Here is a 16,075-nt window from a genome sequence, read left to right on the forward strand (position 1 = left end):
GGTCGTCACCGGCGGGCGGCGTCGGTGCGGCCCGGGCGGCTGCGGCGGCTCAGCCAGCTACGGCCGTGCCGGCGCGGCAGGGACCGGGCGAGCCGGGCCGCCTCGGCGTCGGCCTGGAGTTCGGCGGCGTGGCTGCGGTGGATGGAGAGGAGGAAGTCTGCGTCGTTGCCGAACATGTCGGGCTCCTTCGGGGTCGTCGTTCGCTGATGTCGACTTTCCGCGCGAAGGTGCCCCCGGGGCATGGGTGCGCTGCCTGATCTTCGGGCCTGCGCCCTCCTTACCGGGGCCGGAAACGCCCGCTGAGGCGGCGTAAGGTACTCAGCCGGCCGCGGATCATTCGCGGCGGCGGGGACCACTAGACTCTGGGGCATGGCAAAGCCCCAGGAGAAGGTCTCGTTCGGCCAGCGGCTGAAGCAGATCGGGATGGTGTTCCGGTTCACCGCCAAGCAGGACAGGTGGTTCGCGCCGCTGACCGCTGCGGCGGTGCTGATCCCGCTCGCGCTCACCGTGGTCGCGGTGATCCTCTGGAGCTGGATCTGGCTGCCGGTGGGCATCCTGATCACCCTGCTCGCCGTGCTGATCGTGCTCAACCTGCGGTCGAACAAGGCGATGATGAACGCGGCCGAGGGGCAGCCCGGCGCGGCGGCGCAGATCATGGAGAGCATGCGCGGCGACTGGCGGGTCACCCCGGCGGTCAGCTCCACCACCCAGATGGACATGGTCCACCTGGTGATCGGCCGCCCCGGCGTGATCCTGCTGGCCGAGGGGAACCCGCAGCGGGTGCGCGGCCTGCTCGGCCAGGAGAAGCGCCGGCTGGCCAAGGTGATCGGCTCGGCGCCGCTCTACGACTACGTGATCGGCCAGGGCGAGGGCGAGCTGCCGATCCGCAAGCTGCGGACGACCCTGATGCGGCTGCCGCGCAACCTCCAGGGCAAGGACGTCAACGCCCTGGACAAGCGGCTCAAGGCGCTCACCGCCCGCCCGCAGATGCCCAAGGGCGCGATCCCGAAGAACATGCGGCCGCCGCGCGCGTTCCGCCAGACCCGGGGCCGCTGACCCCCGACGTACGCGAAGAGCCGGGCCCCTTCGGGGGCCCGGCTCTTTCGTGCCGCCCGGAGGCGGTGATCCACTCCGTTCCGCCGATACGGCGGGATCCGGACGACCGGGACAGGCCCATGTCGGCGACCTGGAGTCGATCATGCCCCGGAACCGGCCGGCGGCGCGTCAGGGGCGGGTGGGGCGGGGCGCGTCGGTGATCACCGAGCCGGTGAGCCGGTCGTGCAGGCCGCGCCGGTGCTCGTCCATGAGCAGCGCGGGCACCACCAGGGCGAGCAGCAGGCCACGCAGCAGCGCCCGGAGCAGCCCGATCCGGCCGCCGTCGGCCCAGCCGACGCAGCGCACCTTGGTGACGAACATGCCGGGGGTCTGCGCGAAGAGGCCGAGGAAGAAGCCGTACTCCAGGATCAGCACCAGCGGTGGGGCCCAGCCGTCGCTGACCGGGTCGGCGAAGCCGCGGGCGACCAGCAGGCAGAGCACCCAGTCGATCACCAGGGCACCGAACCGGCGGCCGAGGCTCGGCGGGGTGAAGGACGGGTCGGCGGCGGGCGGCACCGGTGCCGCGGCGTGCGGGTTGGTCACGACGGTCAAGGGTAGTCAGCGCCCCGCCGACGGCGGCCGGGGCGGGCGGCGGACGCCGGATCGGCACGTATCGCAGAATCGGGCCAACCGCATCAATTAGCTATACACCCTCCCAGCGGGTATCGTCCGAACGGTGACCCGCCGAGGGCTGAGCGGCGCCGATGACGCTCCGCGAGCGACGTAACACGGCGGAAACAGAGGAGACACGGCCGGGCAACCGCACGGCCATAGCGTCGTCAGTGCCCAGCCACCGGAGTGGACGTGCCAGGAGGACGTGTGTTTGCCAATCCCGAGGAACTCCTGCGATACCTCAAGAACGAGGACGTGAAGTTCGTCGACGTACGTTTCTGTGACCTGCCCGGCGTGATGCAGCACTTCAACCTGCCGGTCGAGTCCTTCGACGACAGCGTCTTCACCGACGGCCTCGCGTTCGACGGCTCGTCGATCCGCGGCTTCCAGGCGATCCACGAGTCGGACATGCTCCTGCTCCCGGACGTCGCGAGCGCCTTCATCGACCCGTTCCGCGCGCAGAAGACCCTCGCGCTGAACTTCTTCATCCACGACCCGTTCACCCGCGAGGCCTACTCGCGGGACCCGCGGAACGTGGCGAAGAAGGCCGAGGCGTACCTGGCGGCCAGCGGCATCGCCGACACCGCGTACTTCGGCGCCGAGGCCGAGTTCTACATCTTCGACTCGATCCGCCACGAGACCTCCGCCCACCAGTCGTTCTACTACATCGACTCGATCGAGGGCGCGTGGAACACCGGCCGTGAGGAAGACGGCGGCAACCGCGGCTACAAGACCGCCTACAAGGGCGGCTACTTCCCGGTGCCGCCGGTGGACCACTACGCCGACCTGCGCGACAGCATGGTCCGCCGCCTCATCGACGCCGGCTTCACCGTCGAGCGCTCGCACCACGAGGTCGGCACCGCCGGCCAGTCGGAGATCAACTACAGGTTCTCCACCCTGCTGCACTCCGCCGACCAGCTGCAGCTGTTCAAGTACCTGATCAAGAACGAGGCCTGGGCCGCCGGCAAGACCGCCACCTTCATGCCCAAGCCCCTGTTCGGCGACAACGGCTCCGGCATGCACACCCACCAGAGCCTCTGGCTCAACGGCGAACCGCTGTTCTACGACGAGACCGGCTACGCCGGCCTGTCCGACACGGCCCGCTGGTACATCGGTGGTCTGCTGCACCACGCCCCGTCGCTGCTGGCCTTCACCAACCCGACGGTCAACTCGTACCGCCGGCTGGTGCCGGGCTTCGAGGCGCCGGTCAACCTGGTCTACTCCCAGCGCAACCGCTCCGCCTGCACCCGCATCCCGGTCACCGGCAGCAACCCCAAGGCCAAGCGGGTCGAGTTCCGGGTGCCGGACCCGTCCAGCAACCCGTACCTCGCCTTCTCCGCGATGATGATGGCCGGCCTGGACGGCATCAAGAACAAGATCGAGCCGCCGGCGCCGATCGACAAGGACCTGTACGACCTGCCGCCGGAGGAGTGGGGCGACGTCAAGCAGGTGCCGGGCTCGCTGCCGGCCGTGCTCGACGCCCTCGAAGCCGACCACGACTACCTCCTCGACGGCGGCGTCTTCACCCCCGACCTGATCTCCACCTGGGTCGGCTGGAAGCGCGCCAACGAGGTCGACCCGGTCCGCCTGCGCCCGACCCCGCACGAGTTCGCCATGTACTTCGACTGCTGAACAGTCGACCGACACCGGCCCGGGCCGGCTCCGCGATTCGCGGAGCCGGCCCGTTCCGTCGTACGGCCCCCTTGATCGACCCCGTTTGCGGCGTGTCGGGGTGTCGGACGACGCGGACACCGCGACACGCCGCAAACGGGGGTGCAGGTCAGGGTCGGGCGGCCGGCGGGGCGAGGCGGCCTCGGCGCCACGCGCGCCAGGCCCGTGCCGCGAGCACCACCACCAGCACGGTCATGGCGATCGCGCCGGGCGCCTTGGTGTACCGGGCCAGGGACGTGCCGTCCGGCAGGGCCAGGAAGGTGGCCACCGCGGCGGGCAGCACGAACCACCCCGTCCGGGTCGCCGACACGGCGAGCAGCAGCAGCGGCCACGTCGCGTACCAGGGGTGGAAGACCGGGGCCAGCACCACCGTGGCGGCCAGCGCGACGCCGGCGGCGTGCAGGGTCACCCGGGGACGGGCCGCCGCCAGCCGGCGTACCCGCTGCCGGACGTCGTTGAGGGCGCGCAGCACGGTCCAGGCCCGCCAGAAGAGCACCACCAGCAGCACCGTGAGCAGGACCAGCGCCACCACCCGGGTGACCGCCACCGCGGCCGGCTCCCGCCCGGCCCACTCGCCGAGGTAGTCCGCGACGATGCCCACGGCGGTGGGCGGGGAGGTCCACTGCTCGGTGTCGCCGCTGCGGGCCAGGCCGGCGAGCCAGCCCAGGCCGAGCCCGGACAGCGCCGAGGTGGCGGCCAGCGCGGCCAGCACGCCGCCGGCCAGCCAGCCCCCGTCCCGCAGCAGCCCACGCGGGGTGTACCGGCCGAGCACCGCCGCGAGGGCCGCGAACGGCAGCACCACCACGGCGGTGGCCTTCACCGTCACCGCCAGGCCGAGCAGCACCCCGGCGACCATCAGCGCCTTCGGCTTGCCGGGCAGCCGGACCAGCACCAGCAGGCCGAGCAGGAGCAGCCCGAGCATCACCGCGTCGTTGTGCGCCCCGGCCACCAGGTGCACCCCGACCAGCGGGCAGGCCAGCGCCAGCCAGGCCGCCCGGGCGGTGGGGACTCCGGCGGCCCGGGCCAGCCCGGGCAGGCAGAGCGCGGCCAGCAGCACCCCGGCCAGCGCGACGAGCCGCAGCAGCACGACGGTGCCGACCAGGCCGCCGCCGAGGGTCGCGGCCAGCGCGGCGAGCAGCATGAAGAACGGGCCGTACGGCGCGGGAGTGTCCCGCCAGATCGGCGCGACCGACTCGACCCAGGGGCAGCCGGCCGCCGCCACCCCCATCTCGTACGGGTGGTGGCCGGCCGCGTACCCCCAGCCCTGGCAGGCGTACGAGTAGACGTCCCGGCTGCCCAGCGGCGGCGCGGCCAGCAGCGGGACCAGCCACAGCCCGGCGGTCAGGTAGGCCCACCGGGTCGACGGGGCGCCTCGGCGCAGCGACCACCAGGCCCCGACCAGCAGCGCCGTGCCGAGCAGCCAGCAGCCCAGCGCCCAGGGAGCGTTTGCGGCGCGCCAGGGGCCGGCGGGCGGGATGTCGGGCAGCGCCCCGCCCAGCCAACCGGCGACGGTGAGCAGCACCGCGCCAAGCAGGCCGGCGTACCGGGCGAGCCGGGCCCGGCCGGCAAGCCCTGGCCCGGCGTCGCTCACCGGCAACCTCTCCTCAGTCCGCGAGGGCCGGCCGGCGGGCCGCCCGAGCCGACCGTACCAACCGGACGGCCACCACGATCACCAACAGCGTCATCAGCGGCGCGCCGGGCATCTTGGTGTACCGGGCCAGGCCGGTGCCATCGGCCAGCACCAGGAACGACGACACCAGCGCGACCAGCGAGAACCATCCGGTACGCCGCGCGGTGGCGGCCAGCACGGTCAGCGGCCAGATCCAGTACCAGGGGTGGAAGAGCGGGGACAGGGCCACCGTGGCGGCCAGTGCCAGCCCGGCGTGCCAGAGCGGGTCCCGGGTACGGGCCCGCCACCACAGCCACACCAGCAGCACGGCGAGCACCAGCACGCCGATCGCCCGGGTCACCGGCAGCGCGTCGACGTGCGCGCCGAAGAGCGCCGCGACGTACCCGACGGTCTGCCCGACCGCGGTGGACGGCGAGGTCCAGGCGATCACCAGGCTCCCCTGCTCCAGCCCGCTGATCCAGCCGAAGCCCAGGCCCGACGCGAGGGTCGCCGCGACCGTCGCGGCGAGCGCCCCGCCGACCACCGGGCCGCCGTCCCGGATCAGCGTCCGGATCCGGTACGGCCCGGCCATCGCGGCCAGCGCGGCGAACGGCACCACCACCAACGCGGTGATCTTCACGGCGGCGGCGAGCCCGAGCAGCACTCCCCCGGCCAGCAGCGCCCAGCGGCGACCGGGCCGGGATGCCACCACCGCCAGCCCGGCGACCATCATGCCGACCATCAGCGCGTCGTTGTGCGCGCCGGAGATCAGGTGCACGCCGACCAGCGGGGACGCGAGCGCCAGCCAGAGCGCCCGCGGCACCGGAACCCCGCAGCGACGGGCCAGCACCGGCAGGCACCAGGCGGTCAGCGCCACCCCGGCCAGCGCCAGCAGCCGGAACAGCGCGGCGGCGGCGGTGAGCGAGCCGGTGGCCTTGACGATGGCGCCGGAGATCATGACGAACAGCGGCCCGTACGGCGCGGGGGTGTCCCGCCAGATGTACGAGATGGTGTCCAACCACGGGCAGGGCAGCGCGGAGACGCCCTGCTCGTACGGACTGATCCCGGCCGCGTAGCTCGCGCCCTGGCAGGCGTACGCGTAGACGTCCCGGCTGCCCAGCGGCGGCGCGACCAGCAGCGGGACCAGCCAGAGCCCGGCGGTGACCAGCGCCCAGCGGGCGGACGGCACCCGGTCGCGCAGCGACCACCAGGCCCACGCCATCAGCGCGGTGCCGGCCAGCCAGAGGCCGATGACCAGCGGCCCATGCCGGCCCTGCCAGATGCTGACCGGGGTGGGGCGCAGCGGGGATTCCGGCAGCGCGCCACCGAGGTACGCGGCGACGGCGAGCAGCGTCGAGCCGGCCAGGCCGATCCAGCGCGAGAGGTGGTGAGGCACGTCCGACATGCTGCCAGTACGGTGGTCGCGGACCGGAGGTGGGCATGCGGCGCAGCAGGGTGGTGTGGCTCTCCGCCGGCTGCGCCGCCGTGGCCGGCGCGGTGTGGCTGGCCCTGCCGCCGATGGGTTCGGACCTCTCCGCCCAGGTCGCCCGGGCCGACTTCTTCGCCGCGCACGGCACCGCCCTGGTGGACCTGCGCTGGTACGCCGGCATCCACCCGCTCGGCTACAGCCTGGTCACGCCGCCGCTGATGGCCACCCTCGGGGTGCCCGTCACCGGCGTCCTGGCCCTGGTCGCGGCGGCCACCGCGTTCGCGGCGCTGCTGGTGCGCACCCCGGTGCCCCGGCCCCTGCTCGGCAGCCTGGTCGGGGTGCTCACCATCACCGGCAACCTGATCTCCGGCCGGGTCACCTACGCGCTCGGCGTGGCGTTCGGGCTGGCCGCGCTGCTCGCGCTGACCCTGCCGACGCACGGCCCGCCGGGCCGGCGCTGGGCGCGCCCCGTCCTGGTCGCGGCCGGCGCGCTGCTGGCCTCGGCGACCAGCCCCGTCGCCGGCCTCTTCGTCGGCCTGGCCGGCGCCGCGCTGCTGCTCACCCGCCGGTACGCCGACGGCCTGCTGCTCGGCGTCGCCGCCGCGCTGCCGCTGGGGGTGACCGGGCTGCTCTTCGGCGAGGGCGGCTGGATGAACATCAGCCGCACCGACACGCTACGGGCGGTGCTGACCAGTCTGCTGGTGGCGGCGCTGGTGGCGTACCGGCCGGTGCGGGTGGGGGCGCTGCTGTCGGCGGCAGGGGTGCTGGCGGCGGCGCTGGTGCACACCCCGGTCGGGTTGAACGCCACCCGGCTGGCGGTGATGTTCGCGCTGCCGGTGCTGGCCGCCGCCGCCCGTCCGCCCCGCTGGCTGACCGGGGTGGCCTGGTGGGGCCGAGTGGCCCGCGGCGTGGCGCTCGCCGTGTTGCTGGCGGCGGTCTGCGCATGGCAGCCGCCGGTGGTCGCCGCCGACCTGGGCAGCGTCGACGACCCGACCGCCGCCCGGTCGTTCTTCGCGCCGTTGCGAGCCGAGTTGGCGCGGCGCGGGCTCACCGGCCGGGTGGAGGTCCCGCCGACCCGCAACTACTGGGAGGCGGCCCGGCTCGGCGAGGTGCCGCTGGCCCGGGGCTGGCTGCGGCAGGCCGACATCGCCCGCAACCCGCTCTTCTTCAGCACCGTGCCGGGGGCCACCGGCACGGGCGTATCGCTGACCGCCGAGAGCTACCGGGCCTGGCTCGACGAGTTCGCCGTGCAGTACGTGGCGGTGCCCGACGCGCCGCTGTCCTGGGTCGGCCGGGCCGAGGCCGAGCTGGTCTCCGCCGGCCTGCCGTACCTGACGGAGGTCTGGTCGGACGAGCGGTGGCGGCTCTACGCGGTGGCCGACCCGACGCCGGTCGTGGGCCCGCCCGGCGAGTTCGTCGGGCAGGACGGGGCCTCGCTGACGTTCCGCACGTCCGCCGCCGGCACGGTGCCGGTCCGGGTGTGGCACACCCGCTGGCTGGCCGCCTCCGGCGGCGCCACCGTCGCCGCGGACGGGGACTGGACGACGGTCACCGTGCCGCGCGCCGGCACCTACACGCTGAGCGGGTGACGGACCGCCGGCCGGCGGACGCTGCCGGGTGTCCCCTGCACGCCCTTTCGAGCTGATGTCGTAGACGATTCACGGCGGTAGCGCCGGATCCGTAGGGCGGAAAGCCCGCTGACTCGTCTACGTCATCAGCTCCACAGGGCCGCACGGCCGGCCCGGCCAGGACGGGCCAGGCCGGTCAGCCGGGGTCGCGGCGTACCGGGGAGGGGCGGGCGCGGACGTGCAGCCGCTCCCCCTGCGGACCGAAGAGGCTGAGGATCTCCAGCGGACGGTCGTACGGGTTGCCGAACCAGTGCGGCGTACGGGTGTCGAACTCGGCGACCTCCCCCGCCTCCAGGGTCAGCTCGTGGCTACCGAGCAGCAGCCGGCACCGCCCGGAGAGCACGTAGAGCCACTCGTACCCCTCGTGCACCTGCTGCTCGGGCTCCCCCGGCCGGCCGCCGGGCGGGTAGATCATCTTGTAGGCCTGCACCCCGCCGGGACGGCGGGTCAGCGGCACGATGGTGACCCCGTTGCGGTCCACCGACCGGAGCCGGACCCGGGGGTCGCCGGTCTCCGGCGCGCCGACCAGGTCGTCCAGCGGCACCCGGTGGAACCGGGCCAGCGGGAGCAGCAGCTCCAGGGTGGGCCGGCGGCCACCGGACTCCAGCCGGGACAGGGTGCTCACCGAGATGCCGGTGGCGGCGGAGAGCTGGGCCAGCGTCACGGCGCGCTGCTGGCGCAGGGCCCGCAGGCGCGGCCCGACCGCCGTCAGCACCTCGTCCTGGGCCGCGCTGTCGTCCGCCATCCGTCCGTTTGCCATCTCAGCAACGATACTTGTCGACCCGGGAAGTAGCGCGGACGATCCGGGGCATGGGCGGAACGGACCCGCCCGGAGGGGGAACGAGGATGCGGGAGCACCGGATCTACGACGTGGTGGTGGTCGGCGGCGGCGCGGCGGGGCTCAGCGGCGCGCTCACCCTGGGCCGGTCCCGCCGGTCGGTGCTGGTGATCGACGGCGGGGCGCCGCGCAACGCCCCCGCCGGAGGAGTGCACAACTACCTCACCAGCGAGGGCGTCGCCCCCGCCGAGCTGTACGCGACGGGCCGGGCCGAGGTCGCCCGGTACGGCGTCGAGGTGGTCGACGGCACGGTCACCAAGGCGCACCGGGTCGAGGGGCACGACCGGGCCCGGTTCGAGGTGGAGCTGGCCGACGGCGAGCTGGTGCGGGCGCGGCGGCTGCTGGTGACCACGGGGCTGGTCGACGAGCTGCCCGCGATCCCGGGGCTGGCCGAACGCTGGGGCCGGGACGTGCTGCACTGCCCGTACTGCCACGGCTGGGAGGTGCGGGACCAGGCCGTGGGCGTGCTGGCCACCGGGCCGATGACCACCCACCACGCGCTGCTGTTCCGCCAGCTCACCGACGACGTGGTGGTGTTCACGCACACCGGCCCGCCGCTGGCCGCGGAGCAGGCCGAGCAGCTCGCCGCCCGGGGCGTACGGGTGGTCGAGGGCGAGGTGACGGGGCTGGAGGTGACCGACGACCGGCTCACCGGCGTACGGCTGCGCTCCGGGGAACTCGTCGCCCGGCAGGCGCTGGTGGTCGGACCCCGGTTCGCCGCGCGGGCCGACCTGCTGGCCGGGCTCGGCCTGGCGACCAGCGAGTTCGTCGTCGGCGGGCACGTCTTCGGCGACCACGTGGCCGCCGACGCCAGCGGGGCGACCGCGGTGCCGGGGGTCTGGGTGGCCGGCAACGTGACCGACCCGCAGGCCACCGTGATCGCCGCTGCGGCGGCGGGGGTGAAGGCCGGCGCGGCGCTCAACGCCGACCTGATCGCCGAGGAGACCGACCGGGCGGTCGCCCGGCTCGCCCGCGCGGGCGCGCACGCCGGCGCACACGACCACGGCGGAACCGGCACGCACGACCACGCCGGAACCGGCACGCACGACCACGCCGGGAGCGGCGCGGATGCCGTGGACGCCGTGGACGCCGAGACGGCGCGGCACTGGGACGAGCTCTACCAGCGGCGGGAGCGGATCTGGAGCGGGCGGGCCAACCCGCACCTGGTCGATGTCGTCGACCCGCTGCCGGCGGGCACCGCGCTGGATCTCGGCTGCGGCGAGGGCGCCGACGCGATCTGGCTGGCCGGTCGCGGCTGGCGGGTGACCGCCGTGGACGTCTCCGCCACCGCCCTGGACCGGGCGGCGACCGAGGCTGCCGCGGCCGGGGTGGCGGCCCGGATCGACTTCCAGCGGCACGACCTGACCCGCACCTTCCCGGAGGGGGTGTTCGACCTGGTCTCCGCGCAGTTCCTCCAGTCGCCGCTGGAGTTCCCCCGGGCCGAGGTGCTCCGGGCGGCGGCGCGGGCGGTGGCGCCCGGGGGCCGGCTGCTGATCGTCGAGCACGGCGAGGTCCCGCCGTGGTCCCGACTGGCCCACCCGCACGTGCGCTTCCCCACCCCGGAGGAGACGCTGGCCGAACTGGACCTAGACCCGGACGGGTGGCGGACCGAGCGGTTGGACGCGCCCCGGCGCGCGGTCACCGACCCGGACGGGCAGCCCGCCACCCTGGTCGACCACCTGGTGCTGGTCCGCCGCCGCTGACGGCGCTCAGGCCTCCAGCACCCGTTCCATGGCCGCTCGGGACCGGCGGGCGGTGCGCAGGTACTCGTCGAGGAACTCGCCGGGGTCGTCGCGGCCGAGCAGCCGGACGACCCCGGCCAGCTCCACGCCGTGCCGGGGCAGCTGGTCGCCGGCGCGGCCCCGGACCAGCATGAGCGCGTTGCGGACCTGCGCGGCGAGCGTCCAGCCGGCGGCCATCCCGGCGGCGTCCGCCGGGTCGACCAGGCCGGCGTCCCGGGCCGCCGCCAGCGCGTCGAGGGTCCGGGTGCCCCGCAGTCGCGGGTACGCCCCGGCGTGCCGGAGCTGGAGCAGCTGCACCGCCCACTCGACGTCGGCCAGGCCACCCCGCCCCAGCTTGGTGTGGGTGGCCGGGTCGGCGCCCCGGGGCAGCCGCTCATGCTCCACCCGGGCCTTGATCCGGCGGATCTCCACCACCTGCTCGCGGCTCAGCCCGTCGGCCGGCCAGCGGACCGGTTCGACCAGCGCCTCGAACTCGGCGCCCAGGTCGGCGTCGCCGCAGACGAACCGGGCGCGCAGCAGCGCCTGCGCCTCCCACACCTTCGACCAGCGGGCGTAGTACTGCGCGTACGCGGCGAGGCTGCGTACCAGCGGGCCCTGCCGGCCCTCGGGGCGCAGGTCGGCGTCGACGCCGAGCGGCGGGTCGGGAGCGGGCACGCCGAGCAGTCGGCGCAGCTCCTCGGCGATGCCGTGGGCGGCGGCGCTGGCCGCCTGCTCGTCCGCCCCGGGGGCCTGCGGGTCGTAGACGAAGAGCACGTCGGCGTCGGAGAGGTAGTTCGACTCGTACCCGCCGAGCCGGCCCATGCCGATCACGGCGAACCGCAGTCCGGGAGGCCCCGGGTTGGCGGCCCGCGCGGTGCGCAGCGCGGCGGTGAGCGTGGCGTCGGTGACGTCGGAGAGCGCGGTGCCGACCCCGGTGACGTCGGCCAGGGGCGCGGCCGGCGAGCTCCGCTCCGGGCGCGGGGCGAGCCCGCCGGCTCGGCTGAGCAGGTCGGCGCAGGCGATCCGGACCAGCTCCCGCCGGCGGAGCGCGCGTACCGCCCGGATCGCCTGCTCCGGGTCGGCGTACCGGCCCGCGGCGGCGGCGAAGCCGTCGCAGAGCACCTCCCGGGTACGCGGGGCCAGCTCGCTCTCCTCCGCCAGCAGGCGCAGCGCCTCGGGCTCCCGGGCCAGCAGGTCGGCGGCGTACCGGGAGGAGGAGAGCACCCGGGCCAGCCGGCGGGCCACCGGGCCGGAGTCGCGCAGCAGCCGCAGGTACCAGGGGGTGCTGCCGAGCTTGTCGGAGACCTGGCGGTAGTTGAGCAGGCCGCGGTCCGGCTCGGGGGCGTCGGCGAACTCGCTGAGCAGCACCGGCAGCAGGGTGCGCTGGATGGCGGCGGTGCGGCTGACCCCGCCGGTGAGGGCCTGGAGGTGGCGCAGCGCCCCGGCGGGGTCGGCGAAGCCGAGGATCTCCAGCCGGTGCCGGGCCGCCTCCGGGGTGAGCCGCAGCCCGTCGGCGGGTACCCGGGCCACCGACTCCAGCAGCGGCCGGTAGAGCAGCTTGGCGTGCAGCCGGCGTACCTCGGTGGCGTGGGCGACCCACTCGGCGCGGAAGCTCTCCACGGCGCTGCGGCCCGGCGTGGCGGTGCAGCCGAGCGCGGCGGCGAGCCAGCGCAGCGCGGCCGGATCGGTCGGCACGGTGTGGGTCCGGCGCAGGCCCTGGAGCTGGAGCCGGTGCTCGACCGCGCGCAGGAAGCGGTACCCGCGCAGCAGCGCCTCGCCGTCGGCGCGGCCGACGTAGCCGCCGGTGACGAGCGCGCGCAGCGCCGGGATGGTGCCGGGCACCCGCAACGACTCGTCGCCGCGGCCGTGCACCAGTTGCAGCAGCTGGACGGCGAACTCGATGTCGCGCAGCCCGCCCGGCCCGCGCTTGATCTCGCGTTCCAGCTCCTTCGGCGGGACGTTGTCGATGATCTTGCGGCGCATGGCCCGGACGTCGGAGACCGCCTCGGGCCGCTCGGCGGCGGTCCAGACCAGCGGGGCGAGCGCCTCGATCCACTCCCGCGCCAGGGCCAGGTCGCCGGCAGCCGGCCGGGCCTTGAGCAGGGCCTGGAACTCCCAGGTCCGGGCCCAGCGCTGGTAGTAGGCCAGATGGCTGGCGAGGGTACGCACCAACGGCCCCCGATTGCCCTCGGGTCGCAGCGCGGCGTCGACCGGCCAGGCGACCAGCCCGCAGACGCCGATCAGCCGGGCGGCGACGGTGGTGGCGACGGTCAGGTCCGCGTCGTCGGCGGCCACGAAGATGACGTCGACGTCGGAGACGTAGTTCAGCTCGTCGCCGCCGCACTTGCCCATCGCGACCACTGCGAGCCGGGGCCGGGGTGTGCCCGCGGGCAGCTCGTCGACGGCGATCTCGTACGCCGCCGCCAGGGTCGCGTCGGCCAGCGCCGAGAGCGCGGCCATGGTCTGCTCCAGGCCGCGCCCGCCGGTCAGGTCGGCCGCCGCGATCCGCAGCAGCGCCAACCGGTACGCCTGCCGCAGCACCGCCACCGGCGCGGTGGCGGTGGTCAGCCGGCCGGCGGCGGCGAGGTCCAGCCGGCCGTCGGCGGTGGGGGCGAGCCCGTCCGGGGCGGTGGCCAGCACCGCCCACTGCTCCGGGTTGGCGACCAGGTGGTCGCCGAGCGCCGACGAGGCGCCGAGCACGGCGACCAGCCGGCGGCGCAGCCCCGGGTCGGCGTGCACCGCGTCGAGCAGCACGGGCGGCTCGACGGCTCGGCGCTCCGCCTCGACCAGCCGGTGCAGCTGGCGCAGGGCCAGGTCCGGGTCGGCGGCCCGGGCGAGCGCACCCAGCAGCTCGGCGGCCGGCTCGTCGACCGGCTCCTGCTCCTCGACGCGCCACAGCCCGAGACCGTCCGGGCCGAGCAGGTCGGCCGCGCGGGAGCCGCCGTCCCCCTGCGCCGTGCCGAAGCCGTACCGGGCGAGCCGCCCCCTGGCCGGTCTGGTCATCTCACTGCCCGAGCAGCGGCAGGCTGCGCCGAGGGGTGTCGTCGTCCAGCTCGCCGAGGGCCAGCGCGGCGAAGCGGACGGCGAACGGCTGCCAGACCTCCTCCACGTCGGCCATCACCCGGTCGCAGGCGGCGACCACCAGCTCCGGGTCGTAGCCCAGCTCGGCCAGCACGTCGGAGTCGCGGGCCCAGTCGGCGATCATCGCGGTGTCGCACTCGATGTGGAACTGCAGCCCCCACGCCCGGTCCCCGAGGCGGAACGCCTGGTTCGGGTAGCGGGTCGAGGCGGCCAGCAGGGTGGCGCCCCGGGGCAGCTCGGTGATCTCGTCGGTGTGCCACTGGAGCACGTCCGGGATCAGCGGCACGTACCGGAACAGCGGGTCGGCGTCGGCGGCGTCCCGCTTGCCGACCACGCCGGGGCCGATCTCCGGCCCGGACGGGCTCCGCTCGACCAGGCCGGCGTGCGCGGTGGCGAGCAGCTGCCCGCCGAGGCAGACCCCGAGGGTCGGCACCCGGTACCGGACCGCCTTGCGCAGCAGCCCCTCCAGCGCCGGGAACCAGGGCGCGCCGGGGCTGCCGTCGGGCAGCGGGTACGCCTGCTGCTCACCGCCGAGCACCACCAGCGCGACGTACCCCTCCAGGTCGGCGGGGAGCGCGTCGCCGGCGTGCGGGCGGAGCACCCGCAGGTCGAGGCCCCCCTCGGTCAGCCACTCCCCCAGCCGGCGGAGGTCGTCGGTCGGGTCATTCTCGATCACCAGCGCGGTCGCCACGGTGTCGAGGCTATCGGGTGCGCCGGCGCCGACCCGGAACGGCTCGGCCGCTCCCGGCGCCGACTAGGCTCGGCCGCTGTGATCACCGACGAATGCCTGCGCCCGCCGGTCCTGCGCCCCGGTGACACGGTGATGCTCGTGTCGCCGTCCGGCCCGACCCGGCCCGAGCGGGTGGCCCGCGGCGTCGAGCTGCTGACCGGTTGGGGGCTGCGCCCGGTGCTGGCGCCGAACGCGTACGCCCGGCGGGGCTACCTGGCCGGCGACGACGCGCTGCGCGCCGCCGACCTGAACACCGCCTTCGCCGACTCCGAGGTGCGCGGGGTGATCTGCACCCGGGGCGGCTACGGCGCGCAGCGGGTGGTCGACCTGCTCGACATGGCCGCCGTACGCCGGGACCCGAAGGTGGTCGCCGGCTTCTCGGACATCACCGCGTTGCAGTTCGCGCTCTGGCGGGGCGCCCGGCTGGCCGGCGTGCACGGCCCCGGCGCGGCCTGGCTGGATGAGCGCCTCCCGCTGCGCTCGGCGGAGTCGCTGCACGCCGCGCTGATGACCACCGAGCCGGTGACCGTCGCCGCCACGCCGGACGAGGAGACCTTCGCCGTCCGGGTGCCCGGCCGGGCGGTCGGTCCGCTGCTCGGCGGCAACCTCTGCCTGATCACCGCCTCCATCGGCACCCCGGACATGCCCGACCTGACCGGCGCGGTGCTGCTGATCGAGGAGGTGCAGGAGCCGCCGTACAAGGTCGACCGGATGCTGACCCACCTGCGCCGGGCGGGCGTGCTGGACGGCGTGGCCGGGGTGGCGGTCGGCCAGTTCACCGAGTGCGCCGACGGCTGGGACACCACGGTCACCGACGTGCTCACCGAGTGCCTGGGCGAGCTCGGCGTCCCGGTCCTCGGCGGCCTCCCGGTCGGCCACGGCGTCGGCCAGCTCACCGTCCCGGTCGGCACCCGCGCCACCCTCGACGCCGACGCCGGCACCCTCACGGTGGCCCCCGCCGTCCGCTGACCGGGTGGGATTTTCAGCTGGGTGACAGGGTCGGCACGGGTGCGGCCCAGGTTTGGTGGTCACTGTCGGTGAGGTCATCGCACCAACCACCGATCACTGGAGGACTGATGTCGCGCACGATGTCGAAGAAGCACCTGCTGGCCGGGCTCGCCGCCGCCGGAGTGCTCGGCGTGGGGATCGCCGCCCCGACGGTGGCCTTCGCCGAGGACGCCACCCCGTCGCCCAGCGCCAGCAGCAGCGCCGATCAGGGCACCGACCGGCAGCAGCGGAAGGCCGACCGCCAGGGCGAGTTCGCCGAGGCGCTGGCCAAGGAGCTCGGCGTGCCCACCGAGAAGGTGACCGCCGCGCTGGAGAAGCTGCGCGAGCAGCGCAAGGCCGACCGCCCGGAGCGCCCCTCCGCCGAGGACCGGCAGGCGGCGCTCAAGGACCGGCTGGCCCAGGCGGTCGAGGACGGCAAGCTCACCCAGGAGCAGGCCGACGCCATCACCAAGGCCGCCGAGGCCGGCGTCTTCCCGGGCCCGGGCGGCCGTGGCCGCCACGGCGGCATGGGTACGACCGGCAGGTGACCCGGGTGGCCCCGCCGTCCCCCTCCCCCCGCCCGTCGGTCTCCTCCCGGCCGGCGACCCCGGCGGGGCCATCCCCGTACCCGATCCGACCGCGCCCGACGTGGTCCGCCCCGGCGGCGCTGCCGG

13 protein-coding genes are annotated in these 16,075 nt (G+C 75.3%); 6 read left to right on the plus strand and 7 right to left on the minus strand.

Features of this window, described 5'->3' with window-relative positions; all coding sequences use genetic code 11:
• Nucleotides 1-5 precede the first annotated feature (5 nt).
• Entirely contained in the window at nt 6-176 is a 171-nt protein-coding gene (locus ACTMTB_RS13295) for a hypothetical protein (RefSeq protein ID WP_210779766.1), read from the minus strand.
• A gap of 193 nt (nt 177-369) precedes the next feature.
• On the opposite strand from ACTMTB_RS13295, the gene ACTMTB_RS13300 reads away from it, so the two are divergent.
• Nucleotides 370-1,056: a DUF4191 domain-containing protein gene (locus ACTMTB_RS13300; RefSeq protein WP_441145433.1), complete on the plus strand. Its 687-nt coding sequence runs from the start codon at nt 370-372 to the stop codon at nt 1,054-1,056.
• A 168-nt stretch (nt 1,057-1,224) separates the two neighbouring features.
• Here the strand turns inward: ACTMTB_RS13300 and ACTMTB_RS13305 are convergent, their stop codons facing one another.
• Nucleotides 1,225-1,638, minus strand: a complete 414-nt coding sequence (locus tag ACTMTB_RS13305) for an RDD family protein (RefSeq protein ID WP_441145435.1) — start codon at nt 1,636-1,638, stop codon at nt 1,225-1,227.
• Nucleotides 1,639-1,914: 276 nt separating this feature from the next.
• Here ACTMTB_RS13305 and glnA point away from each other — a divergent pair, with 276 nt between their 5' ends.
• Nucleotides 1,915-3,339: a type I glutamate--ammonia ligase gene (glnA, locus tag ACTMTB_RS13310; protein WP_441145437.1), complete on the plus strand. Its 1,425-nt coding sequence runs from the start codon at nt 1,915-1,917 to the stop codon at nt 3,337-3,339.
• Nucleotides 3,340-3,487: 148 nt separating this feature from the next.
• Here the strand turns inward: glnA and mptB (ACTMTB_RS13315) are convergent, their stop codons facing one another.
• Together mptB (ACTMTB_RS13315) and mptB (ACTMTB_RS13320) are read right to left on the minus strand one after the other, a co-directional pair.
• Nucleotides 3,488-4,975: a polyprenol phosphomannose-dependent alpha 1,6 mannosyltransferase MptB gene (gene mptB, locus ACTMTB_RS13315; protein WP_441145439.1), complete on the minus strand. Its 1,488-nt coding sequence runs from the start codon at nt 4,973-4,975 to the stop codon at nt 3,488-3,490.
• 7 nt (nt 4,976-4,982) lie between these two features.
• Nucleotides 4,983-6,392, minus strand: a complete 1,410-nt coding sequence (gene mptB, locus ACTMTB_RS13320; RefSeq protein ID WP_441145441.1) for a polyprenol phosphomannose-dependent alpha 1,6 mannosyltransferase MptB — start codon at nt 6,390-6,392, stop codon at nt 4,983-4,985.
• 35 nt (nt 6,393-6,427) lie between these two features.
• Between mptB (ACTMTB_RS13320) and ACTMTB_RS13325 the strand changes: the two genes are divergently transcribed.
• A complete protein-coding gene (locus tag ACTMTB_RS13325) occupies nt 6,428-8,005 on the plus strand; it encodes a hypothetical protein (protein WP_441145443.1) in 1,578 nt (525 codons plus the stop codon).
• Between the two features lie 175 nt (nt 8,006-8,180).
• Here the strand turns inward: ACTMTB_RS13325 and ACTMTB_RS13330 are convergent, their stop codons facing one another.
• On the minus strand, nt 8,181-8,804 hold the full coding sequence (locus tag ACTMTB_RS13330; protein WP_441145445.1) for a helix-turn-helix domain-containing protein: 624 nt from the start codon (nt 8,802-8,804) through the stop codon (nt 8,181-8,183).
• Nucleotides 8,805-8,890: 86 nt separating this feature from the next.
• On the opposite strand from ACTMTB_RS13330, the gene ACTMTB_RS13335 reads away from it, so the two are divergent.
• Nucleotides 8,891-10,585, plus strand: a complete 1,695-nt coding sequence (locus tag ACTMTB_RS13335) for an FAD-dependent oxidoreductase (protein ID WP_441145447.1) — start codon at nt 8,891-8,893, stop codon at nt 10,583-10,585.
• Nucleotides 10,586-10,591: 6 nt separating this feature from the next.
• Here the strand turns inward: ACTMTB_RS13335 and ACTMTB_RS13340 are convergent, their stop codons facing one another.
• Entirely contained in the window at nt 10,592-13,606 is a 3,015-nt protein-coding gene (locus ACTMTB_RS13340; RefSeq protein ID WP_441145449.1) for a bifunctional [glutamine synthetase] adenylyltransferase/[glutamine synthetase]-adenylyl-L-tyrosine phosphorylase, read from the minus strand.
• A 1-nt stretch (nt 13,607) separates the two neighbouring features.
• The gene (locus ACTMTB_RS13345; RefSeq protein WP_441145451.1) at nt 13,608-14,375 is read right to left on the minus strand and encodes a type 1 glutamine amidotransferase; all 768 of its coding nucleotides are present in this window, start codon (nt 14,373-14,375) and stop codon (nt 13,608-13,610) included.
• 78 nt (nt 14,376-14,453) lie between these two features.
• Between ACTMTB_RS13345 and ACTMTB_RS13350 the strand changes: the two genes are divergently transcribed.
• Both ACTMTB_RS13350 and ACTMTB_RS13355 read left to right on the plus strand, forming a co-directional pair.
• Nucleotides 14,454-15,383, plus strand: coding sequence for a S66 peptidase family protein (locus tag ACTMTB_RS13350; protein WP_441145453.1), 930 nt, complete (start codon nt 14,454-14,456; stop codon nt 15,381-15,383).
• Nucleotides 15,384-15,490: 107 nt separating this feature from the next.
• Nucleotides 15,491-15,949, plus strand: coding sequence for a hypothetical protein (locus ACTMTB_RS13355; protein WP_441145455.1), 459 nt, complete (start codon nt 15,491-15,493; stop codon nt 15,947-15,949).
• Nucleotides 15,950-16,075: the final 126 nt, after the last annotated feature.

This window comes from Micromonospora sp. L32, assembly GCF_052068055.1.
GTDB classification, from domain to species: domain Bacteria; phylum Actinomycetota; class Actinomycetes; order Mycobacteriales; family Micromonosporaceae; genus Micromonospora; species Micromonospora purpureochromogenes.